This is a genomic window from Allobosea sp. NPDC055332, from assembly GCF_053645455.1.
The window spans coordinates 1,433,409-1,459,886 of sequence record NZ_JBSHMO010000002.1; the positions used below are offsets into that span (position 1 = coordinate 1,433,409).

Here is a 26,478-nt window from a genome sequence, read left to right on the forward strand (position 1 = left end):
CGGGAATGGGGAGCGCGGCTTGTCATCTCAATGCAGGTTCGGCTGGGCGCCGGCACCCTTTTCGTCGATCACGCGCCCGGTGGCGAAGCGGTCGAGCCGATAAGCGGTGGCGACGGGATGCGGCTGGCCCGTCGCGATCAGGTGGGCGAAGCAGAAGCCGGAGGCCGGCGTCGCCTTGAAGCCGCCATAACACCAGCCGGCATTGAGATAGAGCCCGTCGACCGGCGTCGTATCGATGATCGGCGAGCCGTCCATCGACATGTCCATGACGCCGCCCCAATGGCGAAGCATGCGCACCCGGCCGAGGCCAGGCCACAGCGCCATCGCCGATTCCATCACATCCTCGATCACCGGCAGGTTGCCGCGCTGGGCGTAGGAATTGTAGCCGTCGATGTCGCCGCCGAAGACGAGGCCGCCTTTGTCGGACTGGCTGATGTAGAAATGCCCGGCACCGTAGGTGACGACGCAGTCGATGAGCGGCTTCAGCCCCTCCGAGACGAAGGCCTGCAGGACATGGGTCTCGATCGGCAGGCGCATCCCCGCCATTGCCGCGACCCGCGAGGAATTGCCGGCGACCGCCATGGCGATCTTCTTCGCCCGGATCGGCCCGCGCGAGGTTTCGACGCCGATGGCGCGCCCGCCGGACATGGTGATGCCGGTGACCTCGCAATTCTGGATCATGTCTACGCCGCGGCTGTCGGCCGCGCGGGCAAAACCCCAGGCGACGGCGTCGTGCCGGGCCGAACCGCCGCGGCGCTGCAGCAGCCCGCCCTGGATCGGGAACCGCGCATTGTCGAAATCGAGATAGGGCAGCATCGCCCGGACCTGCTCGGTGCCCAGCAGTTCGGCATCGACGCCGGCGAGCCGCATCGCATTGCCGCGCCGGGCGAAGGCGTCGCGCTGGGCATCGGAATGGTAGAGGTTCAAGACGCCGCGCTGGCTGACCATGGCGTTGTAGTTCAGGTCCTGCTCCAGCCCCTCCCAGAGCTTCATCGAGAGCTCGTAGAACGGGGTGTTGCCCGGCAGCAGGTAGTTCGAGCGGATGATCGTGGTGTTGCGCCCGACATTGCCGGAGCCGAGATAGCCCTTCTCCAGTACCGCGACATTGGTGATGCGATGCCGGCTGGCGAGGTAATGCGCCGTCGCCAGGCCATGGCCGCCGCCGCCGATGATGATGACGTCGTATTCGGGCTTCGGCGCAGGATCGCGCCAGGCCGGCGTCCAGCCCTTGTGGCCCTGCAGGGTCTGCGACAGCAGCGAGAAGATGGAATAGCGCATCGACGGGTCCGGGCGGTCTTGTCATCAGGAGATTGACCGACATAGGCTCGCCGACATGCTTGTTAGCGACACAGGATTGTCTGATTGCGACGATAGCGCGCCGACCCATGTCGGCTTCCTGCTGATCCCTGACTTCGCGCTATTGCCCTACGCTTCGGCGATCGAGCCGCTGCGCGCCGCCAACCGGCTCTCGGGTCGGCGCCTCTATCGCTGGAGCCATGTCTCGATCGACGGCGCCGCGGCCTCTGCCTCGAATGGCGTCGCCATCGCCGCCGATGCCAGCGTCGGCGCCGATCTCAGGCTCGACTATCTCTTCGTCTGCGCCGGCGGTAATCCGGCGCTGTTCCATCACCAGCCTACCTTCGCCTGGCTGCGCCAGCTCGCGCGGCGCGGAGTCAAGATCGGCGGCGTCTCCGGCGGTCCCTATCTGCTGGCGCGCGCCAACCTGCTCTCCGGCTATCGCTTCACCATCCACTGGGAGCACGCACCGGCCTTCCTCGAGGAATATCCCGATCTCGACCTGAGGCGCTCGCTCTACGAGATCGATCGCGACCGGCTGACCTGCAGCGGTGGCACTGCGCCGCTCGACATGCTGCACGGGGTGATCGCGCGCGAGCATGGCAGCGAGCTCGCGCTCGCCGTCAGCGAATGGTTCCTGCAGACCCATGTCCGGGAAGGGGCGGGGCCGCAGCGCATGCCGCTTCGCGAGCGGCTCGGCATCGCCCATGCGCCCTTGCTGCGCGTGATCGCCCGGATGGAGCAGACCATCGAGACCCCTGAGCCGCGGGAGGAGCTCGCTCGCCTCGCCAATGTCTCGCTGCGCCAGCTCGAACGCCTGTTCCGCCAGCATCTCGGCCGTTCGCTCGGCGAGCACTATCTGGGCCTGAGGCTCGATCGGGCGCGCGACCTCTTGCGCCAGACCAGCCTCTCGATCCTGGAGACGGCGCTCGCCTGCGGCTTCGCCAGCGCCAGCCATTTCTCGCGCAGCTATCGCGAACGCTTCGGCCACCCACCGCGGGCCGAGCGATTGCAGGAGGCCCGTCCGGCTCGACGCTGAGAGTCAAGAAAGTGTCGCACTGCGTCAAATCTGTGCGCCGATCCGCCGGAAGCTAGGGCTTCATAATAAGACAAGGGGATCGCGACCGATGAAACGATTGACCGCCCTGGCGTTTGCACTCGCCGCCACGTTTGCCGCCGTGCCGGCTTTCGCTCAGGACACGCTCGCCAAGATCAAGGAAAAGGGTGTCCTCACTGTCGGCGTCAAGAACGACTACAAGCCCTGGGGCTTCCTCGATCCGTCAGGCAAGATCGTCGGCCTCGAAATCGATCTCGCCCAGGAGGTCGCGAGCAAGATCGGCGTGAAGCTCGAGATGGTGCCGGTGATCGCCGCCAACCGCATCGAGTTCCTGCGCCAGGGCCGCATCGACATGATCCTGGCGACGCTCGGCGACACGCAGGACCGGCGCAAGCAGATCGGCATGATCGAGCCGAACTACTACGCCGGCGCCACCAATGTGCTCGCGCCCAAGAGCGCCGGCCTGAAGAAGTGGGAAGACCTAAAGGGCCGCAAGGTCTGCGCCGTGCAGGGCGCCTATTACAACCGCCGCGTCTCGCAGATCTATGCGCCGGAGATGGTGGTGTTCCCCTCGGTGCCCGACGCGCTCAACGCGCTGCAGGGCAACAACTGCGTCGCCTTCCTGTTCGACGACACGCTGATCGTTTCGACGCTGTCGGGCGGCGACCCGAAATGGGCGAATTACGAGATGCCGCTGACCTCGGAGGACCCGCAGCTCTGGGCGATCGGCGTGCGCCTGGATGATCTCGACGGCGCCTTTGGCAAGCTGGTCAAGGACATGTCGGTCGACTGGCACAAGAGCGGCAAGCTGCTGGCGCTCGAGACCAAATGGGGCATCAAGCAGAGCCCCTATCTGATCGAGACCAACAAGAAGCTGAAGGGCGGCTCGTAGCTGCGGCGCGTCATTCTCGGGCTTGCCCCGAGAATCTCATGACCAGAGTTTTCTGGTTTCCGGGATGGTCGGGCCAAGCCCGACCATGACGCTCCAAGTCATCCCGAGATGTCGGACATGATCGCCGCATTCTTCGAGCGCCTGAACGATACTCACGGCCTCAATTTCTCGATCTTCTATGATGCCTTCGACCGCTCGCGCTTCCTGACCGGGCTGTGGACGACAAGCTATATCTGCGTCGTCTCCATCCTGGCCTCGCTCGCGATCGGTTTGCTCGGCGTCTGGATCGCCGGCAGCCAGTCGCGGCTCGGCCGGCTCCTGGTGCGGGGTTACGTTCAGTTCTTCCGCAACACGCCGCCTTTGGTGCAGCTCTCCTTCTTCTATTTCGCGGTCGGCGGAATGCTGCCAACCGTCTCGGACGGTTTTGGCGGGCAGTCGCCGCTCGTCAGCGGCACCGGCTGGGCGATCATCGCCTTCTCGCTCTTCGCCGGCGCCTTCAACGTCGAGATATTCCGCGCCGGCATCGAGGCGGTGCCGGAGACGATGGTCGAGGCGGCGGAATCGCTCGGCTACACCCGCTTTCAGCTCTGGCGCCAGATCGTGCTGCCGCTCGCCTTCCGCATCTGCCTGCCGGCGCTCAACAACAACCTCGTCAACCTCGTGAAGACCACGACGCTCGCCTACGCCATCGGCGTGCCCGAATTGCTCTATGCGGCGTCGCAGATCTGGTCCGAGGTCTTCAACGTCCGCGAGATGATGAACGTGCTGCTCGTCGTCTATGTGCTGCTCGTCGCGGTGCTGGTCTGGGTGATGCACCGTTGGGAGCGGGCCATGCGCATTCCCGGTTACATGCCATGAAGACCGCCGCAACCGATCTCCCGGTCCTGAAGCCGTTCCGCGCCCCATCGATCGCGCCGAGCGGGCTCGCCGCGCCAGCTTTGCTCAGCGCTGGCCTCGTCGCCGGCGTCGTCATCGTCTTCGCTGCCTCGCTCGCGGTGGCGCAGGCGGCGGCTCCTGCCGCGCGCGATGGCGCAGTCACCATCCTCTTGCGCTGGGCGCCGCTGATCTTCCAGGGCTTCCTGTTCAACCTCTTGATCAGCGTGCTCTCCATGGCGCTCGGCACCGCGGTCGGCGTGCTCTTCGGCATCGGCCAGGTCTCGCCTTCGGCCGCTTTGCGCCAGCCGTCATGGGCGGCGACGCAGTTCTTCCGCAACGCGCCCTGGCTCGTGCTGCTGTTCTACGCGATGTTCCTCCTGCCCTTCGAGATCAGGCTCGGGCCGGTCAGCATCGCCTTTCCGGCCTGGGTCAAGGCAATCATCGGCCTTGCGCTGCCGGTCGCGGCCAATGTCTCGGAGATCGTGCGCGGCGGCATCCGCTCGATTCCGTCGGGCCAGTGGGAATCGGCCGAGGCGCTCGCCTTCACCCGCCGCCAGACGATGTGGATGATCATCCTGCCGCAGGCGATCAAGCGCATGCTGCCGCCCTGGATGAACCTCTACGCCATCCTGACCATGGCGACGACGCTGATCTCGGTGGTCGGCATCCAGGACGGGCTCACCATAACCCGCGCCGCCCTCGTCGCCGAGAGCCGGCCCGAGCTGATGCTGCCGATGTACCTGCTGCTGCTGATGATGTTCTTCGCCTACTGCTACCCGATCGCGCGCCTGACCATGGCGCTCGAGCGCCGCTTCAACGTGAAGGGATGACCATGGCTGCCAAGCATGAACTCGGCGAGCCGGTCGTCGTCGTCGAGGGCGTCGAGAAGGCCTTCGGCGCCTTCGTCGTGCTCAAGGATGTCAGCCTCACCATCCGCCGCGGCGAGACCGTCTGCATCATCGGCCCGTCCGGCTCCGGCAAGTCGACGCTGCTGCGCTGCATCAACGCGCTGGTGCCGATCAGCCAGGGCTCGATCACTGTGGCCGGCCGCCAGGTCAACGACCCTGCGTTGGACAAGCTGGCGCTGCGCCGCGACGTCGGCATCGTCTTCCAGCAATACAATCTCTTCCCGCACAAGACGGCGCTGCAGAACGTGATGATGGCGCCGATCCATGTGCTGAAGCAGGACCCTGCCGAAGTCGGGGAGCGGGCGAGGCGCCTGCTTGCCAAGGTCGGCCTGTCGCACAAGCACGACGCCTATCCGGGTGAGCTCTCCGGCGGCCAGCAGCAGCGCGTCGCCATCGCGCGTTCGCTGGCGATGAACCCGAAGGTCATGCTCTTCGACGAGGTCACCGCCGCGCTCGATCCCGAGACCAAGAAGGAGGTGCTCGTCACCATCCGCGATCTCGCGGCCGAGGGCATGACCTGCATCCTCGTCACCCATGAGATGGGTTTTGCGCGCGAGGTTGCCGATCACGTCTATTTCACCGATGGCGGCGTCATCGTCGAGCATGCAGCCCCGGCCGAATTCTTCGGCGCGCCGCGCGAGGCGCGCACCCGCGCCTTCCTCGAACAGGTGCTCTGAGCCGACAAGGCCTGCGGCCGGGATGTCGCGTCCCGGCCGGTCGATGTCGCAAACCGGCCGGCTCCGCCAGGCGTCGGCGCCAAGAATGAACCCAGTCATTCGAAAGCGCAGCCCATGACCGTCCCGGCCTCCGATCCCAAATCCGTCACCGGCAAGCCGCTCGCCATCGCCGAGAGTGTCGATGTCCTCGTCGTAGGCGGCGGTCCCGCCGGTCTGGAGGCCGCGATCGGCGCCGCCGCCCGCGGCCTCAATGTGCTGCTGGTCGACGAGAACCCGGTCCCGTTCAGGGCGATGGGCGACGATGTCCCGCTGCATTTCGGCCAGGGCATGGCGGCCAGCGCCCGCAACCGTAACGCCATGATGGAGGCCTTCGTCGCCTCCGAGCCGCGGATCGCCGAGGCGTTCGAGGCCGGCGTCGATCTCCGCCTCGGCACGGCCTGCTGGGGGCTCTACGCCAACGGCCCGGCGCTCGGCTGGATGCCGGGCCTCGTCGCCGGCCTCGCCGGCGAGGAGAGCAGCATTCTCGTCCAGGCACAGCACGTCATCCTTGCCTGCGGGCGCCGCGACATGGGCCTCGGCTTCCCGGGCTGGGAGAAACCCGGCGTGATGGGCGCCACCGCCGCGCTCAACCTGGCGACTCGCTATGACGCCTTCGGCCCGCGCAAGGCCGTGATCCTCGGTTCGAGCACCGAGGCGCTGACCACCGCGCTCGCTTTGCGCGACGCTGGTGTCACCATCGCCGCCATCGTCGAGCAGGCGGCCGAGCCGATCGGCGACGCGGAACTGCTGGCGAAGCTCCGTGCGGCCGGCACCGAGATCCTGACCAGCCATGTCGTGCGCGAGGCGACCGGCCGCGACAGCGTCGAAGCGGCTCTGGTCGCGAGACTGGACGGGGGAGACCGGCCAGCCGGCGAAGAACGCGCCATCGCCAGCGACGGCATCGTGCTGGCGGTCGGCGCGACGCCAGTCATCGACCTGATCGATGCCGCCGGCTGCAAGGTCGCGTTCCAGGCCGAGCGCGGTGGCTACGCGCCCGTGCTCGACACGAGCCAGCGCACGAGCCTCGCCAATGTCTACGCCGTCGGCGACTGCGCCGGAATCTGGGCGAGCAAGACGCGCGACCGCACCATCGCCGAGGCGGAGGCCGCCCGCGCCGTCGCGGCACTCGGGGAAAACACTGCCAGCGAGGAAGCTGCAGCGCTGCCCGCGCCGGATTACGACATCTCCGCCTATCGCCTCGCCTGGGTCCGGGCCAGCGTCATCGAGGCACGCGCCGAGTTCCATGTCTGCCAATGCGAGGAGGTGACGGCGCGCGAGATCCTCGAAGTCCGTCCGCCGCGCTATCTCGACTGGCAGAATGAGCGCCGCAACGATCGCTCGCTCTCGGCGCTGCTGGGCGAGGGCCCGCCCAATCCCGATCAGGTCAAGCGCCTGACCCGCGCCGGCATGGGCCCCTGCCAGGGTCGCCGCTGCCGCGAGCAGGTCGCAGCCTTGCTGGCGCTCGGTGCGGCACAGCCGCTCTCGGCGATCCCGCTCGCCGGCTATCGCGCCCCTGTCAGGCCGATGCCGCTGGCGATGACCGCCCTTGTCCCCGAGGCGCCCGAACAGGCCGAGCACTGGGACACCTGGTTCGGCATGCACGCGCAATGGGTGCCGTTCTGGGAGGTGCCGGCGCGCTACAGCGTCGCGACGAACGACGCGACCGGTCCCGTCGCGAGCGAGTGAGGCCGAAAGCTATGAGCGAGATCAAGGGAGCTTCCGTCGTCATCGTCGGCGGCGGCGTCACCGGCCTCTCCGCCGGCTGGTGGCTGGCGCGCGACGGCGTCGACGTGCTGGTGCTGGAGAAGGGGCTGATCGGCTGGGAGGCCTCCGGCCGCAATGGCGGCGGCTGCTCGCACCACCACTCGCCGCTCTTCGCCGAGGAGCAGCGGCTCTGGCCGATCATGGATGAGCTGCTCGGCTATCCCACCGAGTTCAGGGGCGAGCGTGTTCGCCTCGCCGCGAGCGAGCAGCAGATGGCGCTCTATGGCCGCGCGCTGCGCAATGCCGCGCGGCAGGGCTTCGAATCCGAAATGCTCGACGTCAAGCAGGCGAAGGAACTCGTGCCGCTGGCGGGCGATACCGTCGTCGGCGGCTATCACTACAAGTTCGGCGGCCACGCTAACCCGCATCGCACGCTGCAGGGCTATGCCTGGGCGATGCAGGACCATGGCGGGCGCATCCTGCAGCACACCACCGTCACCGGCTTCCGCAGCGAGGGCGGCCGCGTCATCGCGGTCGAGACCGACCGCGGTTCGATCGGTTGCGAGAGCCTCGTGCTCGCCGCCGGCCCCCAGACCGGCCGGCTCTCCGCCATGCTCGGACAGGAGGTGCCGGTGCAGTCCGCCCGCTGCGAGATGATCGTGACCGAGCCGCTGCCGCTGATGCCGCTCGGCGGTGTCGACGGCTGCGGGCTTTACGGCCGCCAGACACTGCGCGGCAATCTCGCCTATGGCGGCGGGCCACATGAGTGGCTGGCGATGGCGGAGGAGGGCACGCCGGCGAAGCCCACCACGCCGCTGATGCTGCATATGGGCAAGCGCCTCGCGCAATTGCTGCCCAGGGCGGCGCACGCCCGCATCATCCGGTCCTGGGCCGGCGTGATCGAGAACACGCCGGATGGCCGCCCGGTGATCGACCGCCTAGCTTCGCAGGCAAACGTCGTGGTCGCGACGCTGTCGAGCGTCGGCTTCGGCCTGTCGCCCGCGAGTGGCCGGGCGATCCGCGATCTCGTCATCGACGGCGCCTGCGGCTTCGCCGACCTGTCGAGTTTCAAGCTGGCGCGTTTCGCCGAGCTGGAGCCGAACTGGCGCGAGCTCCAGGGCTGGCAAGTGACAGCCGCAACCGAGGCGCTGGCGGCGTAGAGGAGAGCGCGGGGAACCCTCTCCTGGAAGGAGAGGGCAGGGTGAGGTGTTGGCCATTCGACCAGCTCCGCGAGCGCTCACCGCGTGGTCAGGTTCAAGCCAACGATTCCGCTCCGAACACCTCACCCCTACCCCTCTCCTTCCAGGAGAGGGGATCCCGCGCTTGTCTCAGTTGAAGGGCTCGTTGACTTACAGCGCGATCGTCACATCCGAACGCGGCCGCGAGGAGCATGCGAGGATATAGCCTTGCGTCTCCTCCTCCGGCGTGATGCCGCCCTGGTGCTGCATCTCGACCGAGCCCTCGACGAGAGCGACCCGGCAGGTGCCGCACATCCCCGCGGTGCAGCCGCAGGGGATGATGATGGTCTGGCGCGTCGCAGCCTGCAGCAGCGTCTCGCCGGGCCGGGCGGTGAACTGCTTGTCGCCGAGCCTGACCGCGTAGCCCCCCGCCGGCACATCGACCGGTACCAGGGGTGGAGCCACAGGTGCGATCGCTCCGAAATGCTCGACATGGAAGTGGTCGCGCCCCCCGCCCTCGGCCGCGTGGATCAGCCGTGCCTCGTCCATGAAGCCGGCGGGGCCGCAGCAGAAGACCTCGCGGCGCCCGTAATCCGGCAGCGCGACAGAAATCAGCCGCCGACCAAGCCGGCCGGCGAAGCCGAACCAGCCCGGCTCGGGCCGGCTGACAAGCATCGCGACCTTGAGATTGGGCATCCGTTCCTGCAACTCAGCGAGCTCGCGGGCGAAGAGGATGTCACGTGGCGTCCGCACCGCGTGAAGCCAATGCGCGTCGATCTCCGGCGCGCTCGTCGCAAGATGGCGCAGCATTGCCATAAGGGGGCTCGCCCCCGAGCCGGCCGAGACCAGGGCGAGCCTGCCGGTCGTGCGGCTGTCGATGGTGAAGCGGCCCCTGGGCAAGCGGCCTTCCAGCTGCGTGCCGACCGTCAGCGCATCGTGTAGCCAGCGGGTGACGCGGCCCTTGGCATGCGCCTTGATCGTCATCGCAATCGTGCCCGACGCATCCGGCGCCGAGGCGAGCGAGAAGGTGCGGAACAGCGTCTCGCCGTCGATCGCGAGCTTCAGCGTCATCGACTGCCCCGCGGCATAGCTGGGCACGCCGCCGTCGGGCCGGAAGACGAAGGTCTTCACGTCATGCGTCTCGTCGCGGATCTCGACGACGGTCAGCGTGAGCAGCTCGGCCGATGGCGCGATCGCCGCCGGAGCTTCAAGGACATCCGTGCTCATTCCGCGGCGATCCTGAATGGTGCGGGCTCGCCGGCATAGGCCGCCATCTTGCCGGCATACCAGTTGGTGAAGTTGGTCAGCATGAATTCGGTGGGGGCATAGGGGCCGGGCTGGTAGCCCATCGAGCGGATGCCGGCATGGTTGACCGCCGCGAGCTCGGCATCCTGCGCATTGGTCGCGATCCAGACCTCGGTCAGCCGCTCGATGTCGTAGTCGACACCCTCGACCGCATCCTCATGCACCAGCCAGGTCGTGCGCACCGCGGTCTTGTCCTGGGAGAGCGGCAGCACCCTGAAATGCAAGATGTGATCGGCGAGGAAGTGGTTCCAGTTGTTCGGCACCCGGAACATCCGGACTGAGCCGAGATCGGGCTCGGTGAAGTCGGCGAGCAGTTTCCGGCAGGCCGGCCCGCCATCCATCGTGAACGACAGCGCCCCCTCATGGAATGGCAGGCGGATGCAGCGGAACTCCTGCCCGCCATCGACCGGCGCGTGCGGCAGGCTCAGCGCATCCCATTTCGCCGTCTTGCGGTCCATCAGCCCCTTGAACTCGGCCGGTCCGCCCGGATCGTTAGGCAGCGTGAACTCGACCAGCGTCACCAGCAGCTCCGGATGGTTGCCGGCGCAGTGGTAGCATTCGCGATTGTTCTCGATGACGAGCTTCCAGTTGGCGTCCTCGATCAGGGTCATCTCGAAGGCGACCTTGGTCCGCTCCGGCATATGCGGCGCGATATACGGCGTCACCGCCTCGCGATAGCGCGTCAGGTCGGGCGGGCTCTCGGCGAGGCAGATATAGACCATGCCGCAGATCACCTCGACATGGACGGGCTTCAGCCCATGCGCCGAACGGTCGAAATCGGCCGGCATCTGGCGGGCGTTGAGCAGCGAGCCGTCGAGCTCGTAGACCCATTGGTGATAGGGGCAGACGAGCCGGTTGGCGCGCCCCTTCTCGTGGCCGCAGATGCGCGAGCCGCGATGGCGGCAGCTGTTATGGAAGGCGCGCACTTGCCCGTCCCGGTCGCGCAGCACCACGACCGGATTCTCGCCGACGGTCAGCGTCAGGTAGTCGCCCGGCTTCCTGATCTCGCAGGCATTGCAGGCGAACAGCCAGTCGGTCTCGAACACGGCCTTGATGTCGGTCTCGTGCATCCCCGGATCGACATAGAAGGCCTGCGGCAGGCTGTAGCTCTCGCGTCGCTCGGCGAGGAGCTGGCGGATGCGGTCGCGATCGATCATCGGCTGAAGACCCTGCGGATGGATGCCGCGATCTTGCGCCGCTCGAGGGTAACGGGGCCGGAGCATTCCGACCTCGCCGGCAAGCTTTGCGACGACGGCATGTCGCTTTCATTGCAATAATGTCGGAAAGCCGATTTCCTTCGAACGGCTCCAGGCCTGATCATCGCGGGAGGAGACGAAGCATGCGCGAGGCACCGGCCGGCACCCAGACCGTCACCCTTTTGCTCGTCGAGGGGTTTGCGATGATGAGCGTGGCCGCGGCGATCGAGCCGCTGCGCTCGCTCAACCGGCTGATCGATCGCGAGGCCTGGCGCTGGCGGCTGGCGAGCCTCGACGGCCGTGTCCTCGCTGCCTCGAACGGCATCCCGATCCCGACCGAGCCGGCCGAGACCGCCTTGCCCGGCTCGCATTACTTCCTGGTCTGCGGCGGCCTGCGCATCCAGTCGGTCGACGAGCGGCGCTATCTCGCCATCCTGCGCAAGGCGGTGCGCAGCGGCGTTCGGGTCGGTTCGCTTTCGACCGGCACCTATCTGCTGGCGCGCGCCGGCCTGCTCGACGGCTATCGCTCGACGATCCATTGGGAGAACCGCCCCGCCTTCCAGGAGGAGTTCCCCGACCTCGTCTGCACCGACAAGCTCTATGAAATTGACCGCGACCGCCTGACCTGCTCCGGCGGCTCGGCCGCGATGGATCTGATGCTGCACCTGATCACCGAGCGCCATGGCGCCGATCTCGCGCGCCGCGTCGCAAACCAGTTCCACCATGATCGCATCCGCGACGAGCGCGACAACCAGAGCGGCGGCCGGCTGGAGCGGATGTCGAGCCTGCCGCCGGCGGTGCGCAGCGCGGTGCGCCTGATGCAGCGCCATGTCGAGGACACGATCTCGATCGCCGAGATCGCCGAGAAGATCGGGATGAGCCCGCGCCAGCTCGAGCGGCTGTTCCTACGCTATCTGCAGAGCTCGCCGGCGCGCTATTACCTCACCCTGCGCATCGACCGGGCGCGGGAGCTGCTGCTCTATTCAGACCGTCCGGTCCTGGAGGTCGCGATCGCGGCCGGCTTCACCTCGACCTCGCATTTCGCCCACTGGTTCAAGAAGCTGCAGGGCGTGCGGCCAAGCCAATTGCGTGGGCGGCCCGTCACCGACGAGGCGGTGGCTTCGACAGCCTGAGCACGGCAGGTCGCAAGCGCGACATGCGATGTCGCTTTCCCGGCCCGAGGCTGGAACGGTTCTGATCGACACTTTCGCTGCAAGACGGATAACCGTCGGCGGGGAGCGGCTGTGGACACGATCGCCTTCATCATGGCGAATCTTCCGGTGATCGGGCAGCGCATGCTCGAGCATGTCTCACTGGTCGCCGTCTCTGTCGGCGTCGCGATCCTGACCGGTGTGCCGACCGGCATCGCCATCACCCAGAGCAAGCGCGCCGCCGATCTCGTCCTCTACATCGCCTCGATCATCATCACGATCCCCTCGATCGCGCTGTTCGGCATCCTGATCCCGCTGCTCTCGACCATCGGCCACGGCATCGGCTACCTGCCGGCGGTGATCGCGCTGATCCTCTATGCGCAGCTGCCGATCATCCGGAATACCTACACGGCGATCATGAATGTCGACCCGGCTTTGCGCGAGGCGGCGCGCGGCATGGGAATGACCACGCTGGAGCGATTGCGCCGGGTCGAGCTGCCGCTGGCGCTGCCGGTGATCCTGAACGGGGTCCGCAGCGCCGTGGTGCTGAACATCGCGATTGCCGCGATCGCGACCTATATCGGTGCCGGCGGGCTCGGCACCTTCATCTCGCGCGGCATCTCGCAGACCGACATCCGCCAGCTCCTGACCGGGGCTCTTGCCGTCAGCCTGCTCGCGATCATCGCCGATTACGGCCTGCTCTTCGCGCAGCGCCTGCTCACCTCGCCGGGATTGAGGCTGAAATGATCCGTCTCGAGCAGGTCTCCAAGCATTTCGGCACGATGATCGCCGTCGACCGCATCGACATGGAGGTGCCGGCCGGCGCCGTCTGCGTCCTGCTCGGCCCATCCGGCTGCGGCAAGACCACGACGATGAAGATGATCAACCGGCTGATCCCGCCGACCTCGGGCAAGATCTATGTCGACGGCAAGGATACCGCCGCTGTCGACGAGGTCACGCTGCGCCGCTCGATCGGCTACGTCATCCAGCAGATCGGCCTGTTCCCCAACATGACGATCGAGGAGAACATCTGCGTCGTGCCGGACCTGCTCGGCTGGCCGGCGGCGAAGTCGCGCAAGCGCGCCGCCGAATTGCTCGACATGGTCAATCTCGACCCGTCTGTCTTCCTGAAGCGCTATCCCAAGCAGCTCTCCGGCGGCCAGCAGCAGCGGGTCGGCGTGGTGCGCGCGCTCGCCGCCGATCCGCCGGTGCTGCTGATGGACGAGCCCTTCGGCGCGATCGACCCGATCAACCGCGAGGTGATCCAGGACGAGTTCATGAAGCTCCAGGCGGAGCTGAAGAAGACCATCGTCTTCGTCAGCCACGACATCGACGAGGCCGTGAAGATGGCGAGCCGCATCGCGATCTTCCGCGACGGCAAGCTGATCCAGTACGACACGCCCGACAACATCCTCGCCCATCCGATCGATGCCTTCGTCTCCGAATTCGTCGGCTCCGACCGGACCTTGAAGCGGCTGCGGCTAATCAAGGTCGCCGACGCGATGATGGCCGAGCCTCCGCGCGTGCGCGCCGAGGACACGCTCGACACCGCCGTCAGGCTGATGGAGGAGCACGGCCATGTCTCGATCGTGATGGTCGGCCCACGCGGCCGAGCCCGCGGCGTGGTGCGGCTGGAGGAGGCGCGCGAGCGCAAGGGCACGGTCGGCGAGCACCAGGAGCCGCTGCCCGGCGTCGTCAACATTCGCGACGACCTGCGCACCGCCGTCTCGCAGATGTTCACCCACGGTGTGACCTGGCTCGCCTGCGTCGACGATGACGGCTTCTACAAGGGCTATGTCACCCAGAAGAGCATCACCCAGGTGCTCGGCGCGACCTATCGGGAAAGCTGAGATGGCGCGCGGCGGCCTGGCAGGAACGCTTCGCTGGCTCGTCGTCTTCGGCGCCTTCGCGCTCGGCGCCTGGTTGCAGGCGCGCGGCACGATCCCTGCGATCCTGAGCCATTCGAAGGATGTCACCTATCTCATCCGCCAGCACCTCGCGCTCGCGGCCACCTCTGGCGCGATCGCGCTTGTCGTCGGAATCCCGCTCGGCATCCTGCTGACGCGTCCGCGCTTCGAGATCTTCGCCGACGCGGTGACGCAGATCGTCAATCTCGGCACCACCATCCCGACGCTCGCACTCCTTGCGATCGCGATGTCCTTCCTCGGCATCGGCTCGCCGCCTGCCATCTTCGCACTGTTCGTGCTGACTCTGCTGCCGATCGTGCTCAACACCATCGCCGGGCTGCGCTCGGTGCCGCAGCATCTGATCGAGGCGGCGCGCGGCATGGGCATGACGCCGGGCCAGATCCTGCGGCGGGTCGAACTGCCCAACGCCGTCTTCGTCATCCTCGCCGGCGTGCGCACCGCCTTCGCCATCAATATCGGCACGGTGCCGCTCGCCTTCCTGATCGGCGGCGGCGGCCTCGGCGAACTCATCTTCACCGGCATCGACCTGATGGAGCCCAGCATGCTGCTGGCGGGCGCGATCCCGACGGCGCTGCTTGCCGTGCTCGTCGATTTCCTGATCGGCCAGATCCAGTTCTGGCTGATCCCGAAAGGCGTCAACCCGCTGCGCTGAGCAGCGGTCCAATCAACCAGAACAGGGGAGTACGACCATGCACAAGCGCAGTTTCCTGAGGCTCGTTTCCGCCGCCTTGGCCTTCGCCGCCCTGCCGCTTGCCGCGCAGGCCCAGACCGTCGTCGTCGGCGGCAAGAACTTCACCGAGCAGCAGATCATGTCGGAGATGACGACGCAGCTGCTCAAGGCCAAGGGCTTCACCGTCGACAAGCGCTCGGGCCTCGGCACCGCGCCCCTGCGCCAAGCCCAGGAAGCCGGGCAGATCGATGTCTACTGGGAGTATACCGGCACCTCGCTGATCACCTTCAACAAGGTCGCCGACAAGATGGATGCGGCCGCGACCTATGCGAAGGTCAAGGAGCTCGACGCCGCCAAGGGCCTCGTCTGGCTGAACCCATCCAAGGCCAACAACAGCTACGCGCTCGCCATGCGCAGAAAGGACGCCGAGGCCAAGGGTATCAAGTCGCTGTCCGACCTTGCCGGCAAGGTCAAGGGTGGCCAGGCGATGAAGTTCGGCTGCAACGCCGAATTCTATGCCCGCCCCGACGGTCTCAACCCGTTGCAGGCTGCTTACGGCTTCGAGTTCGGGCGCGAGAACATCATCCGTATGGATCCCGGCCTGATCTATCAGGCGCTGCGCGACTCTCAGGTCGAGATCGGCCTGGTCTTCGCCACCGACGGGCGCGTGCCGGCCTTCGATTTCGTGATCCTGGCCGACGACAAGGGCTATTTCCCGACCTATGCGATGACGCCGGTCATCCGCAAGGAGACGCTCGACAAGAACCCCAAGCTCGCCGAGATCCTGAACGGGCTCTCCGCCAGGCTCGACGATACGACGATGGCCAAGCTCAACGCCTCGGTCGATGTCGACAAGAGGAGCATCGAGGAGGTCGCCGCCGGCTTCCTCAAGGCGCAGTCGCTGGTCTGAGCCACCCCTGACCAGGGCCGGAGGTGCATTGTGCCTCCGGTCTTCCCGCGAGGCTTACATGTCATCGCTGAAGGTCGCGGTCGCCCAGATCCAGTGCGAGCCGGCCGATCTCTCCGCAAACCTTGCCACGCACCTTGACGCCATCGACACGGCGCGTCGCGAGGGCGTCGAGCTGCTGCTGTTCCCCGAGCTGTCGTTGACCGACTATCTCGCCGCGCCCGATTGCGAGGCGCTGGCTCTGAGACAGGACGCCCACCTGCTCGCGCGCCTCGCCGAGGCGGCTGATGGCATCACGGTCTCAGCCGGCTTCATCGAGCGCGGCGAACAGGGCCGCTTCTTCAACAGTCAGGGCCTCTTCCGCGACGGCAAGCTGCTCGCGATCCACCGCAAGCTCAATCTGCCGGGTTACGGTGCCCTGCGCGAGGACCGCGTGTATTCGCGGGGCAGTGATCTTTCTTCGGCCGAGCTCGCATCGGGCTGGCGTGCCGCCACGCTGATCTGCGCCGACGCCTGGAACCCGGCGCTGCCCTGGCTCACCGCGCTCGGCGGCGCCAACCTTCTACTGCTGTCGGCAGCCTCGGCGCTCGCAGCGGTCGGCGACGGATTCGACAATCCTCGCGGCTGGGCGATCAACCTCGCCCATAGCGCGATGACGTATGGCCTGCCGACGCTCTTCGCCAATCACTGCGGCAGGCGCGGTGGCGCGGCATTCTGGGGTGGATCGCGCATCCTCGATGCGTCCGGCCATGAGCTGGCGCGGGCGGGAGAAGTGCCGGAACTCATCATGGCGGAGCTGTCGCAAGTCGATGGCGAAGCGGCCCGGCAGCGTCTGCCGACTGCCCGCGACAGCGACCCCGCTCTGGTCGGTGGGTTGCTGCGCCGCCTGATCTCGAACAGCGAAAGCCTGCGCTCATGACCGGTCCGATCGACTTCATCCACGGCCTGAGTTTCGCGCAGCTGCCGCCGGAGGTCGTCCATCAGGCGCGCCGCTGCCTGCTCGATCTGGTCGGTGTCGCGATCAGCGGGCGGCAAACGCAATTGTCCCGCATCGCGCATGATTTCGCGGTCGATCATCTCGGCGCCGGACGAAAGGGCGCGCGCCTGCTCTTCGACGGGCGTCGGGCGAGCGCCGCCGGCGCGGCCTTCGCCGGGGCCACGACGATCGATTCCTTCGATGCCCATGACGGTCACGCTTTGACCAAGGGCCATGCCGGCGTCGCGATCCTGCCGACGCTGCTCGCGGTCGCCGATGCCGAGGGACTGCTCGATGATGGAGGTCTCGATGGCGAGGCGCTGCTGACCTGCCTCGTTCTCGGCTACGAGATCGCGACGCGCGCGGGCATCGCCCTGCATGCCAGCGCCTGCGACTATCACACTTCAGGAGCCTGGAACGCGCTCGGCTGTGCCGCGATCGCCGCCCGCCTGCTCGACCTCGATCGCGAGCGCACCCGCCACGCGCTCGGCATCGCCGAGTATCACGGTCCGCGCAGCCAGATGATGCGCTGCATCGACCATCCGACCATGGTCAAAGATGGCTCGGGCTGGGGCGCGTTGGCCGGCGTCAGCGCCGCCTATTTGGCCAAGGACGGCTTCACCGGCGCGCCGGCGATTACCATGGAGGCGCCGGATCAAGCAGCGATCTGGGCGGACCTCGGCGAGCGTTGGCTGATCCTCGACCAGTATTTCAAGCCTTGGCCAGTCTGCCGCTGGGCACAGCCGGCGATCGAGGCTGCGAGTCGCCTCCTGTCCGAGCACGCTATTGCGGCATCCGACATCGAACGGATCGAGGTCGAGACCTTCCATGAGGCGGTGCGCCTGGGCGCGCAGCTCCCAGCGACGACCGAGGCCGCGCAATATGCCATCGGCTTCCCGCTGGCCGCTTACATCGTTCGCGGCCGGCTCGGAGCTGATGAGATCGGCGCCGATGGATTAGGCGATCCCGCTATCCGCGACATGCTGCGGCGTATTCGGCTCGTCGAAAGCCCCGAATTCTCTCGACGTTTTCCCGTGGAGAGGCTGGCGCGGCTACGTATTGTCATGAAGTCGGGCCGAGTCGCAGCGTCCGGAGCCGTGACCGCTCGCGGAGATCGGAAGCACCCCCTGTCTGATGTCGCCATGCTCTCGAAGTTCAATTCCGCTGCCGCCGTACTCGGCAGGGAGCGCAGCGCGACGCTCGGCGAAAACTGCATGACGCTCGCCGAAAGTTGCAAGACAGAACACATAAGCAGCAGTCTGTTTGCGCCGATTTGAATCGGAGCCGTCGCACGGCCGCTGCTTCAGCATCTGCGAATGTCCGCTTGCAGGCCGTCCGCCAACGTCCGCTTCTGGCGCTAGGCAGACTCAGGACATGCGGCAGTTCGCTTTCGCATTTGGCGGAAAGACTATTCAGTCTTGGGATGGCTGCTCGGATCCAAGGACACGGACACCGACGCTGTCCCGCGCCTGAACGATACGGTGCGCGAAGCAATTTGCTCCACGACCCAGTCCTCAACGGCAGTGCCCACCGACACTCGTCGAACTTCAGCTGTCTGGCCATTCCGCTCGATCAGGGCAATCGGCGGCGCACTTCCCGCAATGATAATCCCGGTCACTCGCCACTGTAGTGGCCGATTCTCCGAGTCAGATAGCGCCGGCGCGACGCTGGCCGCAGGCAGCGCCGTCTTCGTAACCTGCGGGGCGGGGACAATGAAGTTCCGGGCGAATAGTGGGTTTTGCGGAGCCAGAAAAGCTGTGCGAAGCGGTTGAGCCGCAGCCGCCGAAACGGTGGCCTGCCCGGATCGGATCGCTTCCTCGCTGAATGGCCAGAACGCGACCGCCAGCATGGCGGCTGCGAGAGTACCGTTCAAGGCAACGAGGCCGAGCACCGGAGAGCCGGGCCGCTTAAGGCCTGGGATTTTGATCATCGACGATAGCTCGCCCGTTCACTGTGACCTGCAGCATCCTCGACTCGGTCGGGACAGCTTGTGGCGTTGCCAGCCTTACATCGACGCGATCGATCAACATTGCCGGCGGCAGCCGCTCCAGGTTGAACAACCAGCGTTCCAGCTCGCGCGCAGACAATTGGATCGTCGAGCTAAAGGCACTGATATCAAAACGTTCGGCCTGACGGCGCTCCAGAAGCTGCAGCTGGGCGATTTGACCAGAGCCCGTGCCGGATTGCTCCAGCCGTTGGCGCAAGGCCGTAGCTAGCGGCCTTTGCGGCGACGGCTGAATGAAGGGCATCGTTGTAGGATCGTTCTCGGACTTCAACTGGGTGCGCAAGGTCCTCGCCTGGATCAGGCGCTGCGTAACCGAGTCGAAATCGGAGCGCTCGGACGCAATTTCCAACGCCTTGAAGCCAATTCCCAGCACGGCAACCAAGATCAGAAGACCGCTGCCGAGCCATGGACCGGCCCGGAGAATCTCTTTCGCCGATGGCAAGGAGAAGCGGTTCATTGCGGCTTCGCCGAAACGAGAACCGCCGTGATCGTTGCTTGGTCTTGCGACCCGCGCTCGATGGCGACCTTCTCGATGCCAGCCTTGCCAACGAGCGCGACACGCGCGGTCTCCGCCAAATCCGAGGGCACAACCAGGCGCAAGGCGCCGCGTTCGACTGTGAGCGCACGTGGAGCGACGGATGGCGGAAGCGTCTCCGCGAGCAGCAATACCACGTCCCCTAATGTTCGATCGGCCTGGTCGGTGACGAAACGGCGAGCATCCTGGAATTTGCGCAGCTGAGCGATCTCGTCGCCGATCTGGCGCAGTTGGGAGATGGTCTGAAATCGGCTCTGCTGAAGGCGCTGCAGCTCCGCCTCCTGGCGCCAGTTGATGACAAGCCAGAGGCAAAAGAACAGAAGCACCGCCGTTAGCGACAGCAGCCGCACACGCTGTCGCCGACGGATCAGCGCATCGGTCGTTGCCTTGTCGATCACCGACAGCCAGGCGCGGTCGCCAAGCGCAACGGCCGTCAGCGGGATGCCACGAGCAGCCAGCGTGTCGATGATCGGCTGCACCTGCGAACGCAGCACATAGCGCAGATCGAGATCGAAGGTTGGGCCGCTAGTCTGCCCCGCACGATGCGCGACCAGGACCTCATCTGCTGAGAAGGGGCTCCACTGCGACAGGTTATGCTCGATCGCCTGATCAAGATGTCGCCGCAGCCGCTCCGGCAGGCTCAAGGTCTGTGTAAGCACATCGTGGATTGGCAGTTCGAGCACGTTGAGCGCCGGCTTGGGCGGTACAGTGCGGGAAGCGTCGGCGGCGGTCGAGGCTAAATCCTGGGGGCCGATGAACGAGAGTTCCTCGCTCAAGAGTGCTGTTTCAGGGGACGGGCTCAACCAGCCTCGCAGCGAAGACCAAGCCGCGGCCGCTATCTGGCGCGGCTGCCACCGCGCCGCCATCCGCAAGACCGTGCTGATAGGGCCCGCTGCCATTACTGACCCGCCGTCCTGAGGCATTGTTCCGTTAGGCAGAAGGCGAGTGGTTGGGGACTTAAACGATAAACGAGCTCTACCTCAGACGGCCGCGCTGCGAATTTGGCGATAAGCCGCAACGCGCGGGGCATGGCATCTCGCCGCTCCCAACGCTCCAACCAGCGCTCTTCCTCGTCTCGCGACGGCGCTCCGAAATACGAAAAGCGTAAGCTTGCATGAGCGAATGCAAAGCCATCGTGGCGGTTGGCATCCGCTCGTTCGAGCGACAATGTCGAGGTGCTACCACTGCTGTCGACGCGGACGCTGATCGGCCTGACGGAATCCGCCAAAAGCGCTTCAGGGCCTGCGGAAACGAGGGTAAATCCCGCCGCTGTGCCCGAGAAGCTCGGTTGGTATCGCTCGATCGAAGACACCGCCAACCTATCGAGGAGTGATCGCAAGGTGCGGTCGGTATCCAGCAGGAATGTGGTTCGAGCCGCGGTATCGCGCACGCCCTCATAGGTCCGCATCGCCAGGAATATCGCAGCTGTTGCCGCCACTCCGACGAAAGCGGTCACAGCGAGCGCGACCAGAGTGTCGAGCAACGAAAAGCCGGCCTCTCTGCAATGATCGAGGTCGCTCATCGCGCGATGGCCGGTGCGATCGGGACCTCAAGCATGACAAATGGCGCCGCGGATTCACGCTCACGCGCGATAAAGCGAGCCTGCAAACCCTGCCCGGGTGGCTTTGAGGTGCCTGCAAGCCCCAGCTCGAACTCCCAGGTAAAATTAGCCTGGATACCGCGGTGCTGTTGAGCCACAGGGCGCAGGTCGAGCCCTATGCGCGCAATCAATGCTTCGGCCGTCTTGATCGCGAGCAGTCTACGCTCGGTGTTGGCGACCCGATCGGCCCATGTCGAAAATGCCGTCAACGCAACACCGATCACGCCAGCGCTGATCGCGAGCGCCACGGTCGCTTCGAAGCTGGTAAAGCCATCTCGCCGCGTGATTGCTTCACTGAGCATTCTGGAACCGGCCATTCTGCCAGCCGAGCACGGCTTTTGCGGAAAAGGAGCCTTTGGTCAGCCAGAATTCTGCACCGCTGGATGAGCCATCGGGAAAGAAGGCGATGGCAGCTTGGGGGCCCTGCCCCACTTCCTTCGCCGTTACGACGCGCAGCGAGGTACCTGCAGGCATTTCCATCCGCCGGGAAAGGGCGACGATGCTCAAGGCGCTCTGCACCAAATCGATTGTCAGCACGGTGGCACTGCCGGAATTGATCGCTTCCGCGCGAGCGAGCGCGGCCATCTGGCGAAGGGTCGAGAGCCCTTGATCCAGAGCCGAGCGCTGCGCGGTTGACTGCAGCGCGATACCGAATCCGGCGCTTGTGATCGCCACCAATGCGAGCGTTACGAGGACTTCAAGGATCGTGAAGCCATCCCGCTCAACCAGCAGCGGAGCTGGTCGCCGGTCTGAGTTGGAGATGCAATGATCGGCAGTTGTCACAGCAGGTCAGCGTTCTCGCCGCTCCCCCCAGGCGCTCCATCGGCTCCGAGCGACCGAACACGAAACTCGCCATTCTCAGCCGCGCGGCCATACTGGTAAGGCCGCCCCCAGGGATCTGTCAGCGCCTTCTCGGTCTTGAGATATGGTCCGCGCCATCCCTCGAGATTTCCCGGCCGCTCGAGCAACGCCTTCAGCCCCTCCTCCTCGTTCGGGTAACGGCCGAGATCCAGGCGCAAGAGATCGAGCGCGGCCGTCAGCTCGCGAATCTGCAGCTTGGCCGTATCAGACTTGGCACGGCCGAGCAGACCGAAGAGCTGGATCGAGCCCAGGGTTGCAAGCAGCCCGACAATCACCAGAGCAACGAGGACCTCGAGGATCGTCATGCCGCGTTCATCGCCAAGCGCGCGCAAAAGCGCCCGTTTGGCCTGCGATCGATCCAACATGCAGCAAGGCCCCCATCTCAATCGCTGCTAAGATTCTGCGTTAGCTGCATCAATACAATGACGACAGCTCAAGCCGTTGTGGATATCCGCGGTTGTGAGCGCAGCATCGTTCCACCTCGTGGTACTGACTGGAGCTGAGGGTCCACCGAGGCAGGCTGGATGGCCATTAATGTCATTGAGCCGGCACTGCATGCGGTGATCCTTGGATGCCTTGGATGGGCCTCCTGGATCGATATGCGGTCGTTGAAGCTGCCGGACAGTCTGACGGCCACCATCGCTGTTGCGGCGCTTCTTCTGGCTGTTTTGTTTTCTCGGACATCTCTGGCTTCTGCCGTTCTCGGCATGTTTCTCGCCGGAGGGCTGACGTTGATATGCGCCATTGTGGCGAGCCGGCGGGCTGGGATGCAGGCCATGGGCGGCGGGGACATCAAGTTCGCCGCGGCCATCGGTGCATGGGTTGGCGCCTTCGATGTCTCCTGGATGCTGCTCGGCGCGGCGCTGATCGGCCTTATCGTCTTTGCCCTGAGAGCGGTGGCCGGAGCCGACAGCGGGAAGCGGATCATCCCGTTCGGACCTTGCCTTGCCATCGCGGGCTCGGCCGTCGCGATCATCGCCCCAAGTCAATTGCTGCAACGATTTGTGGCAGGGGCAGTCCAGCTTTGACTAGCCCGGCCACCTCCCCTGACATCGCAATGACGGCCGATCTCCGAAGCGAGGTCGTGTCGCGCTTCACCGAGCGGTCAAGGCTCGACCGCCAGAATCTCGACCGGGCGGCCCGGGTAGCGGAGCGCTCGGGCGAGAAGATCGATGTCGTCTTGAACAAGCTGGGACTTGTGAGCGACGAGATCTTCGTCGAAGTCTGGTCAGAGGCTGCAGGGGTCACGCCCTTTTCCGGCGATGTCTCCGCACTTCGCATCGATACGGCAGGTCTTACGCGCGCCTTCATCGAACGATCCGGCGCCATCCCGCTGGGACGCGAAGCCGGTGTTCTGACGCTCGGCGTCACCGACCCGCTCGATGAGTTCTCGCCGCGTGCGATCGGCACGAAGCTGAGATGCGAGGTACAGCGGGTCGTCATCAGTCCAACTGCGCTGGTAACCCTTCTTCGAGGCCTGCCCGCTGCGTCTTTCGACGATGGTGGCGAGACCGCCAATACCGACGCCATCGCGACCGATGTCGAACGACTATCCGACATCACCAGCGACGCGCCGATCATCCGCCTGGTCAATCAGATCATCGAAGCCGGCTTGGCGCTCAAAGCCTCCGACATCCATATCAGCGCGACCCGCCATGGCGCTCGGTTGCGGTACCGGGTGGACGGTCTCCTGCGCGACCAGCCCGCACCGCCCGCGAGTGCGATACCGGCCATCCTGTCGCGGCTGAAGATCATGGCGGGCCTGGATATCGCCGAGCGGCGCGTTCCGCAGGACGGCCGGATCAGAACGACGTGGCAAGGTCGCGAAATCGACCTGCGGCTTGCCACCATGCCGCATGTCGACGCCGAGGGGGCGATCCTCAGGGTTCTCGACCGCACGACCACGCTGCTCGAACTCGACGCGCTCGATTTCACCGCGACGACTGCGGATGGCATCAAGAGATTTCTCGGCCAACCACAGGGCATGCTGCTCGTCACCGGTCCGACAGGCTCGGGGAAAACCACGACCCTCTACGCCGCGCTCAATCACCTCTCGGGCCCCAGCCGCAACATCATTTCGATCGAAGACCCGGTTGAAGTCTTCCTGAGGGGCGTCAACCAGGTCCAGGTCAACCGCGCGGTCGGCCTCGATTTCTCGCGAGCCTTGCGCGCTGCGCTGCGACAGGATCCCGACATCGTCATGGTCGGCGAAATCCGCGACCGCGAAACCGCGACGATCGCGATCCAGGCTGCGCTGACGGGGCATCTCGTGCTGGCCACGCTGCACACCAACGATGCCGTCTCGGCGATAACCCGCCTGGTCGATATGGGCGTCGAACCCTTCCTCGTCGCTGCAACGGTCAGTGCCGTCCTGGCACAGCGGCTGCTGCGCAAGACCTGCCCGGTCTGCCATGGCATCACCGCCGCACCGACTTCGGAATCGCCAAAGCGCTTTCAATGCCTGGGCTGCGAAGACACCGGCTTTGCGGGCAGAACCACGATTGCCGAATTGCTGGAAGTGACACCGGACATCCGCAACCTCATCGGACGTGGAGCCGCCGAGCGGGACATTCTGGCTGCCGCGGTCACATCCGGCTTCGTCTCGCTGGCGCAAGATGGCTACGCGAAAGCCGAGCGAGGCATTACGACTCGCAGCGAGGTCATTCGTGTCATCGGACATGCCGAATGACGATGTACCGGTATGAACTGCTCACCAGCAGCCATGCGGTCGAGACCGGAACGATTGAGGCTTCGTCGCCCGATGAGGCCCGCCGTGCTCTGGCGGCCGGGGGCAAGCTGATCCTCGCTCTTCGGGAGGACTCCAGCAGGAGCAGACTCTGGGAGCGGCTGAACCAGGACATTTCGGCACAGCGGCCGATCGACCTGCCTATGCGGGCGGCTCTGTTGGAAGAATGGGGCCAGTTGTTCGATGCAGGCTTGCCGATTGCCGAGGCCGTCTCGATCACTGCGGCGAGCGCACCGCCAAAGTTGAAGCCGAAGCTGACGATGATCGTCGAAGCGCTGCGCCGCGGCTCCGGCCTTGCTGGTGCGCTCGAGCAGCTCGGCCCGGCATTCCCGTCGCGCGAGATCGCGATGATCCGCGCCAGCGAAGCCTCCGGCACGCTCGCTGCGACTGTGCAGAAACTGGCGGCCGAGTCGAGCGAGCGCGTGCGGTCCCGCCGAGAGGTGCTCAACGCCTTCGCCTATCCCGTCTTCACCGTGCTCGCGGCCATAGTCGTCGTCGTGATCCTGCTGGTGACGATCGTGCCGGCGCTCGAACAGTTCATCGAAGGGCGAGCCGGCGCGGAGCTGCCATGGGCGAGCGTCGCCGTCATGGCGCTGAGCCGTCTCCTGCGCGAGCACGGCTGGGCCATCCTGATCATTTTGGCGCTCGCGGGCGCTGCCTTCTGGGCTCTCCTCGTCGCCTTGCCAGGCGCAAAACGTGCGGTGGAGATGGCCAGCCTGCGCCTGCCCCTCATCGGCCGGGCGAGCCAGGCCTTCGAGCTCGCAGCCTATCTCCGCTCCCTCGGCACGCTGGCTCAGCAGGGCATGCCGACAGGGCCGGCCATGGCGCTCGCCAGCGAAGCCTTCGGACGACGCGGCCTGCGCGAGCGGGCCGAGCGGGCAAGAATGCTGGTGATGCAGGGCAAGCCGATTTCGGAGGCCTTGAACGCCAGTGGCTGCTGCCCGCCGGAGACCTTGCGCTTCGTGACGGTCGGCGAAAGGACCGGCCGCCTGGCTGCAATGCTGCTGCAGGCCGCAGTTGTCGAAGAAGGCCTCGGACGGCGCAGGATGGATGCGTTCTCGCGCGCCCTCGGTCCGGCGCTGACGATCGCGGTCGGCCTGCTGGTCGGCGTGATCGCCTATACGATGATGTCGACGATACTCGCAATCAACAATCTGGTCGGACTATGAGCCACAGCGTCGAGGCTCAGCCCTCTGCCATGGACGGCGGTTTTGCGTTACTGCTGGCGCTGGCCCTACTCGCGACCTTGTCGGGCTCCGTCCTCCTGATCCAGTCGATCGGCTTTGCGACGGCGAGCGATGCGGCCATCGAGATCCGTCAAGGCTCGGCCCGCCTCGTTCTCGACGCCGCCATGCGCACCCAGATTGAGCGGATCTTTCTGTACGAGACCGTCGATCCCGATGGTGTTCCTCGCACGACCGCTGCGCCGGCGGGTTCGTTCAGCTTCCAGCTCGGCTTCGAGGACGGCAAGGTCGATGTGAACAGCGCGCCGCCGGAGCTCATCAAACTTGCGCTTCAGGCTGCGGGCACTGATCTCGGCACCATCGAGGCGGTGCTGGCAACCGTGGCGGAGTTGCGCAGGCAGCGCGCGGCAGTGGCCGATCCGCTGCAAATCTTTCCGACTGGCGCCCGGCTCGAAGCTCGCACGGCCAAAGAGCAGGCGCGCTTCCTGACGACGTTTTCAGGCTCCCGCGGGGTCAATCTGACGGTATCCGAGCGCGAGTTCCTCGATCAGGCCGCGCCGGGCAGCGCCGCCGCTCTCGCTCCAGGAGGATCAACTGCTGCGCGAACAGCTCCCGGCTCCTGGCAGGGCTGGTTGACCTCGACGCGCACGACGATCGCGCTCACTGGTACCTATCGACACAATGATGGCTGGACGATGCGGCGGAAGGCGGTCTTTCGCATCGATCGCGGGCGCCAGGCCGTCCAGTTTCTGGCCTGGCGTACGATCTGACGCTCCATCGGCCAGGG

General features: G+C 66.0%; 28 protein-coding genes. 18 read left to right on the forward strand and 10 right to left on the reverse strand.

Annotation, left to right across the window (positions count from 1 at the left end; genetic code table 11):
- Nucleotides 1-27: 27 nt before the first annotated feature.
- Nucleotides 28-1,278, reverse strand: a complete 1,251-nt coding sequence (locus ACWIGM_RS15480) for a sarcosine oxidase subunit beta family protein (protein WP_454026798.1) — start codon at nt 1,276-1,278, stop codon at nt 28-30.
- Nucleotides 1,279-1,333: 55 nt separating this feature from the next.
- Here ACWIGM_RS15480 and ACWIGM_RS15485 point away from each other — a divergent pair, with 55 nt between their 5' ends.
- The 7 genes from ACWIGM_RS15485 to ACWIGM_RS15515 all read left to right on the forward strand — a co-directional run bounded on the left by ACWIGM_RS15485 (nt 1,334) and on the right by ACWIGM_RS15515 (nt 8,609).
- Nucleotides 1,334-2,335, forward strand: a complete 1,002-nt coding sequence (locus ACWIGM_RS15485) for a GlxA family transcriptional regulator (RefSeq protein WP_454026799.1) — start codon at nt 1,334-1,336, stop codon at nt 2,333-2,335.
- Nucleotides 2,336-2,423: 88 nt separating this feature from the next.
- Nucleotides 2,424-3,245: a transporter substrate-binding domain-containing protein gene (locus tag ACWIGM_RS15490; protein ID WP_454026800.1), complete on the forward strand. Its 822-nt coding sequence runs from the start codon at nt 2,424-2,426 to the stop codon at nt 3,243-3,245.
- Nucleotides 3,246-3,353: 108 nt separating this feature from the next.
- Nucleotides 3,354-4,103, forward strand: a complete 750-nt coding sequence (locus ACWIGM_RS15495) for an amino acid ABC transporter permease (protein WP_454026801.1) — start codon at nt 3,354-3,356, stop codon at nt 4,101-4,103.
- Complete coding sequence (locus tag ACWIGM_RS15500; RefSeq protein WP_454026802.1) at nt 4,100-4,951, forward strand: amino acid ABC transporter permease; 852 nt, start codon at nt 4,100-4,102, stop codon at nt 4,949-4,951. Before ACWIGM_RS15495 ends, ACWIGM_RS15500 begins: the two co-directional genes overlap by 4 nt.
- A 2-nt stretch (nt 4,952-4,953) precedes the next feature.
- On the forward strand, nt 4,954-5,706 hold the full coding sequence (locus tag ACWIGM_RS15505) for an amino acid ABC transporter ATP-binding protein (protein WP_454026803.1): 753 nt from the start codon (nt 4,954-4,956) through the stop codon (nt 5,704-5,706).
- A gap of 114 nt (nt 5,707-5,820) precedes the next feature.
- Nucleotides 5,821-7,431 (forward strand): FAD-dependent oxidoreductase, encoded by a 1,611-nt coding sequence (locus ACWIGM_RS15510; protein ID WP_454026804.1) that lies wholly within the window; start codon nt 5,821-5,823, stop codon nt 7,429-7,431.
- Between the two features lie 11 nt (nt 7,432-7,442).
- On the forward strand, nt 7,443-8,609 hold the full coding sequence (locus tag ACWIGM_RS15515; RefSeq protein WP_454026805.1) for an NAD(P)/FAD-dependent oxidoreductase: 1,167 nt from the start codon (nt 7,443-7,445) through the stop codon (nt 8,607-8,609).
- A gap of 189 nt (nt 8,610-8,798) precedes the next feature.
- On the opposite strand, the gene ACWIGM_RS15520 is transcribed toward ACWIGM_RS15515, so the two are convergent.
- Entirely contained in the window at nt 8,799-9,854 is a 1,056-nt protein-coding gene (locus ACWIGM_RS15520; protein WP_454026806.1) for an FAD-binding oxidoreductase, read from the reverse strand.
- Nucleotides 9,851-11,089: an aromatic ring-hydroxylating oxygenase subunit alpha gene (locus ACWIGM_RS15525; RefSeq protein WP_454026807.1), complete on the reverse strand. Its 1,239-nt coding sequence runs from the start codon at nt 11,087-11,089 to the stop codon at nt 9,851-9,853. The genes ACWIGM_RS15520 and ACWIGM_RS15525 overlap by 4 nt, the downstream gene beginning before the upstream one ends.
- 182 nt (nt 11,090-11,271) lie before the next feature.
- Between ACWIGM_RS15525 and ACWIGM_RS15530 the strand changes: the two genes are divergently transcribed.
- From ACWIGM_RS15530 to ACWIGM_RS15560, 7 genes are all read left to right on the forward strand, one after another.
- On the forward strand, nt 11,272-12,261 hold the full coding sequence (locus ACWIGM_RS15530) for a GlxA family transcriptional regulator (protein ID WP_454026808.1): 990 nt from the start codon (nt 11,272-11,274) through the stop codon (nt 12,259-12,261).
- Nucleotides 12,262-12,372: 111 nt separating this feature from the next.
- A complete protein-coding gene (locus tag ACWIGM_RS15535) occupies nt 12,373-13,026 on the forward strand; it encodes an ABC transporter permease (protein WP_454026809.1) in 654 nt (217 codons plus the stop codon).
- Nucleotides 13,023-14,129 carry an ABC transporter ATP-binding protein gene (locus ACWIGM_RS15540; protein WP_454026810.1) on the forward strand — a complete coding sequence of 369 codons (1,107 nt, stop codon included), beginning with the start codon at nt 13,023-13,025 and terminating at the stop codon, nt 14,127-14,129. The genes ACWIGM_RS15535 and ACWIGM_RS15540 overlap by 4 nt, the downstream gene beginning before the upstream one ends.
- Nucleotide 14,130: 1 nt before the next feature.
- Entirely contained in the window at nt 14,131-14,859 is a 729-nt protein-coding gene (locus ACWIGM_RS15545; RefSeq protein ID WP_454026811.1) for an ABC transporter permease, read from the forward strand.
- Between the two features lie 37 nt (nt 14,860-14,896).
- Nucleotides 14,897-15,787 (forward strand): glycine betaine ABC transporter substrate-binding protein, encoded by an 891-nt coding sequence (locus tag ACWIGM_RS15550; protein ID WP_454026812.1) that lies wholly within the window; start codon nt 14,897-14,899, stop codon nt 15,785-15,787.
- 58 nt (nt 15,788-15,845) lie between these two features.
- Nucleotides 15,846-16,703: a nitrilase-related carbon-nitrogen hydrolase gene (locus tag ACWIGM_RS15555; protein WP_454026813.1), complete on the forward strand. Its 858-nt coding sequence runs from the start codon at nt 15,846-15,848 to the stop codon at nt 16,701-16,703.
- A complete protein-coding gene (locus ACWIGM_RS15560; RefSeq protein ID WP_454026814.1) occupies nt 16,700-18,037 on the forward strand; it encodes an MmgE/PrpD family protein in 1,338 nt (445 codons plus the stop codon). The genes ACWIGM_RS15555 and ACWIGM_RS15560 overlap by 4 nt, the downstream gene beginning before the upstream one ends.
- 131 nt (nt 18,038-18,168) lie before the next feature.
- On the opposite strand, the gene ACWIGM_RS15565 is transcribed toward ACWIGM_RS15560, so the two are convergent.
- From ACWIGM_RS15565 to gspG, 7 genes are all read right to left on the reverse strand, one after another.
- The gene (locus ACWIGM_RS15565; RefSeq protein WP_454027021.1) at nt 18,169-18,690 is read right to left on the reverse strand and encodes a hypothetical protein; all 522 of its coding nucleotides are present in this window, start codon (nt 18,688-18,690) and stop codon (nt 18,169-18,171) included.
- Nucleotides 18,668-19,222 carry a GspMb/PilO family protein gene (locus ACWIGM_RS15570; RefSeq protein WP_454026815.1) on the reverse strand — a complete coding sequence of 185 codons (555 nt, stop codon included), beginning with the start codon at nt 19,220-19,222 and terminating at the stop codon, nt 18,668-18,670. The genes ACWIGM_RS15565 and ACWIGM_RS15570 overlap by 23 nt, the downstream gene beginning before the upstream one ends.
- A complete protein-coding gene (locus tag ACWIGM_RS15575) occupies nt 19,219-20,076 on the reverse strand; it encodes a hypothetical protein (RefSeq protein WP_454026816.1) in 858 nt (285 codons plus the stop codon). The genes ACWIGM_RS15570 and ACWIGM_RS15575 overlap by 4 nt, the downstream gene beginning before the upstream one ends.
- A gap of 122 nt (nt 20,077-20,198) precedes the next feature.
- Entirely contained in the window at nt 20,199-20,822 is a 624-nt protein-coding gene (locus tag ACWIGM_RS15580) for a PulJ/GspJ family protein (protein ID WP_454026817.1), read from the reverse strand.
- Nucleotides 20,819-21,217 (reverse strand): hypothetical protein, encoded by a 399-nt coding sequence (locus tag ACWIGM_RS15585; RefSeq protein WP_454026818.1) that lies wholly within the window; start codon nt 21,215-21,217, stop codon nt 20,819-20,821. The genes ACWIGM_RS15580 and ACWIGM_RS15585 overlap by 4 nt, the downstream gene beginning before the upstream one ends.
- Nucleotides 21,192-21,683, reverse strand: coding sequence for a pilus assembly FimT family protein (locus tag ACWIGM_RS15590; protein WP_454026819.1), 492 nt, complete (start codon nt 21,681-21,683; stop codon nt 21,192-21,194). The genes ACWIGM_RS15585 and ACWIGM_RS15590 overlap by 26 nt, the downstream gene beginning before the upstream one ends.
- A complete protein-coding gene (gene gspG, locus ACWIGM_RS15595) occupies nt 21,680-22,126 on the reverse strand; it encodes a type II secretion system major pseudopilin GspG (protein ID WP_454026820.1) in 447 nt (148 codons plus the stop codon). Before gspG ends, ACWIGM_RS15590 begins: the two co-directional genes overlap by 4 nt.
- A gap of 159 nt (nt 22,127-22,285) precedes the next feature.
- Between gspG and ACWIGM_RS15600 the strand changes: the two genes are divergently transcribed.
- From ACWIGM_RS15600 to ACWIGM_RS15615, 4 genes are read left to right on the forward strand one after another with little or no spacing between them, the layout of a single operon-like run.
- Complete coding sequence (locus ACWIGM_RS15600; RefSeq protein ID WP_454026821.1) at nt 22,286-22,789, forward strand: prepilin peptidase; 504 nt, start codon at nt 22,286-22,288, stop codon at nt 22,787-22,789.
- A 29-nt stretch (nt 22,790-22,818) separates the two neighbouring features.
- On the forward strand, nt 22,819-24,450 hold the full coding sequence (locus ACWIGM_RS15605) for a GspE/PulE family protein (protein ID WP_454026822.1): 1,632 nt from the start codon (nt 22,819-22,821) through the stop codon (nt 24,448-24,450).
- The gene (locus ACWIGM_RS15610; RefSeq protein WP_454026823.1) at nt 24,447-25,676 is read left to right on the forward strand and encodes a type II secretion system F family protein; all 1,230 of its coding nucleotides are present in this window, start codon (nt 24,447-24,449) and stop codon (nt 25,674-25,676) included. The genes ACWIGM_RS15605 and ACWIGM_RS15610 overlap by 4 nt, the downstream gene beginning before the upstream one ends.
- Nucleotides 25,673-26,461 (forward strand): hypothetical protein, encoded by a 789-nt coding sequence (locus ACWIGM_RS15615; RefSeq protein ID WP_454026824.1) that lies wholly within the window; start codon nt 25,673-25,675, stop codon nt 26,459-26,461. The genes ACWIGM_RS15610 and ACWIGM_RS15615 overlap by 4 nt, the downstream gene beginning before the upstream one ends.
- Nucleotides 26,462-26,478: the final 17 nt, after the last annotated feature.

Excerpts from the sequence above, each read along its gene's own strand:
- ACWIGM_RS15480 (WP_454026798.1), bottom strand. The coding sequence starts at position 1,278 with ATGCGCTATTCCATCTTCTCGCTGCTGTCGCAGACCCTGCAGGGCCAC.
- ACWIGM_RS15485 (WP_454026799.1), top strand. The coding sequence starts at position 1,334 with ATGCTTGTTAGCGACACAGGATTGTCTGATTGCGACGATAGCGCGCCG.
- ACWIGM_RS15490 (WP_454026800.1), top strand. The coding sequence starts at position 2,424 with ATGAAACGATTGACCGCCCTGGCGTTTGCACTCGCCGCCACGTTTGCC.
- ACWIGM_RS15495 (WP_454026801.1), top strand. The coding sequence starts at position 3,354 with ATGTCGGACATGATCGCCGCATTCTTCGAGCGCCTGAACGATACTCAC.
- ACWIGM_RS15500 (WP_454026802.1), top strand. The coding sequence starts at position 4,100 with ATGAAGACCGCCGCAACCGATCTCCCGGTCCTGAAGCCGTTCCGCGCC.
- ACWIGM_RS15505 (WP_454026803.1), top strand. The coding sequence starts at position 4,954 with ATGGCTGCCAAGCATGAACTCGGCGAGCCGGTCGTCGTCGTCGAGGGC.
- ACWIGM_RS15510 (WP_454026804.1), top strand. The coding sequence starts at position 5,821 with ATGACCGTCCCGGCCTCCGATCCCAAATCCGTCACCGGCAAGCCGCTC.
- ACWIGM_RS15515 (WP_454026805.1), top strand. The coding sequence starts at position 7,443 with ATGAGCGAGATCAAGGGAGCTTCCGTCGTCATCGTCGGCGGCGGCGTC.
- ACWIGM_RS15520 (WP_454026806.1), bottom strand. The coding sequence starts at position 9,854 with ATGAGCACGGATGTCCTTGAAGCTCCGGCGGCGATCGCGCCATCGGCC.
- ACWIGM_RS15525 (WP_454026807.1), bottom strand. The coding sequence starts at position 11,089 with ATGATCGATCGCGACCGCATCCGCCAGCTCCTCGCCGAGCGACGCGAG.
- ACWIGM_RS15530 (WP_454026808.1), top strand. The coding sequence starts at position 11,272 with ATGCGCGAGGCACCGGCCGGCACCCAGACCGTCACCCTTTTGCTCGTC.
- ACWIGM_RS15540 (WP_454026810.1), top strand. The coding sequence starts at position 13,023 with ATGATCCGTCTCGAGCAGGTCTCCAAGCATTTCGGCACGATGATCGCC.
- ACWIGM_RS15545 (WP_454026811.1), top strand. The coding sequence starts at position 14,131 with ATGGCGCGCGGCGGCCTGGCAGGAACGCTTCGCTGGCTCGTCGTCTTC.
- ACWIGM_RS15550 (WP_454026812.1), top strand. The coding sequence starts at position 14,897 with ATGCACAAGCGCAGTTTCCTGAGGCTCGTTTCCGCCGCCTTGGCCTTC.
- ACWIGM_RS15555 (WP_454026813.1), top strand. The coding sequence starts at position 15,846 with ATGTCATCGCTGAAGGTCGCGGTCGCCCAGATCCAGTGCGAGCCGGCC.
- ACWIGM_RS15560 (WP_454026814.1), top strand. The coding sequence starts at position 16,700 with ATGACCGGTCCGATCGACTTCATCCACGGCCTGAGTTTCGCGCAGCTG.
- ACWIGM_RS15565 (WP_454027021.1), bottom strand. The coding sequence starts at position 18,690 with ATGATCAAAATCCCAGGCCTTAAGCGGCCCGGCTCTCCGGTGCTCGGC.
- ACWIGM_RS15570 (WP_454026815.1), bottom strand. The coding sequence starts at position 19,222 with ATGAACCGCTTCTCCTTGCCATCGGCGAAAGAGATTCTCCGGGCCGGT.
- ACWIGM_RS15580 (WP_454026817.1), bottom strand. The coding sequence starts at position 20,822 with ATGAGCGACCTCGATCATTGCAGAGAGGCCGGCTTTTCGTTGCTCGAC.
- ACWIGM_RS15585 (WP_454026818.1), bottom strand. The coding sequence starts at position 21,217 with ATGGCCGGTTCCAGAATGCTCAGTGAAGCAATCACGCGGCGAGATGGC.
- gspG (WP_454026820.1), bottom strand. The coding sequence starts at position 22,126 with ATGTTGGATCGATCGCAGGCCAAACGGGCGCTTTTGCGCGCGCTTGGC.
- ACWIGM_RS15600 (WP_454026821.1), top strand. The coding sequence starts at position 22,286 with ATGGCCATTAATGTCATTGAGCCGGCACTGCATGCGGTGATCCTTGGA.
- ACWIGM_RS15605 (WP_454026822.1), top strand. The coding sequence starts at position 22,819 with ATGACGGCCGATCTCCGAAGCGAGGTCGTGTCGCGCTTCACCGAGCGG.
- ACWIGM_RS15610 (WP_454026823.1), top strand. The coding sequence starts at position 24,447 with ATGACGATGTACCGGTATGAACTGCTCACCAGCAGCCATGCGGTCGAG.
- ACWIGM_RS15615 (WP_454026824.1), top strand. The coding sequence starts at position 25,673 with ATGAGCCACAGCGTCGAGGCTCAGCCCTCTGCCATGGACGGCGGTTTT.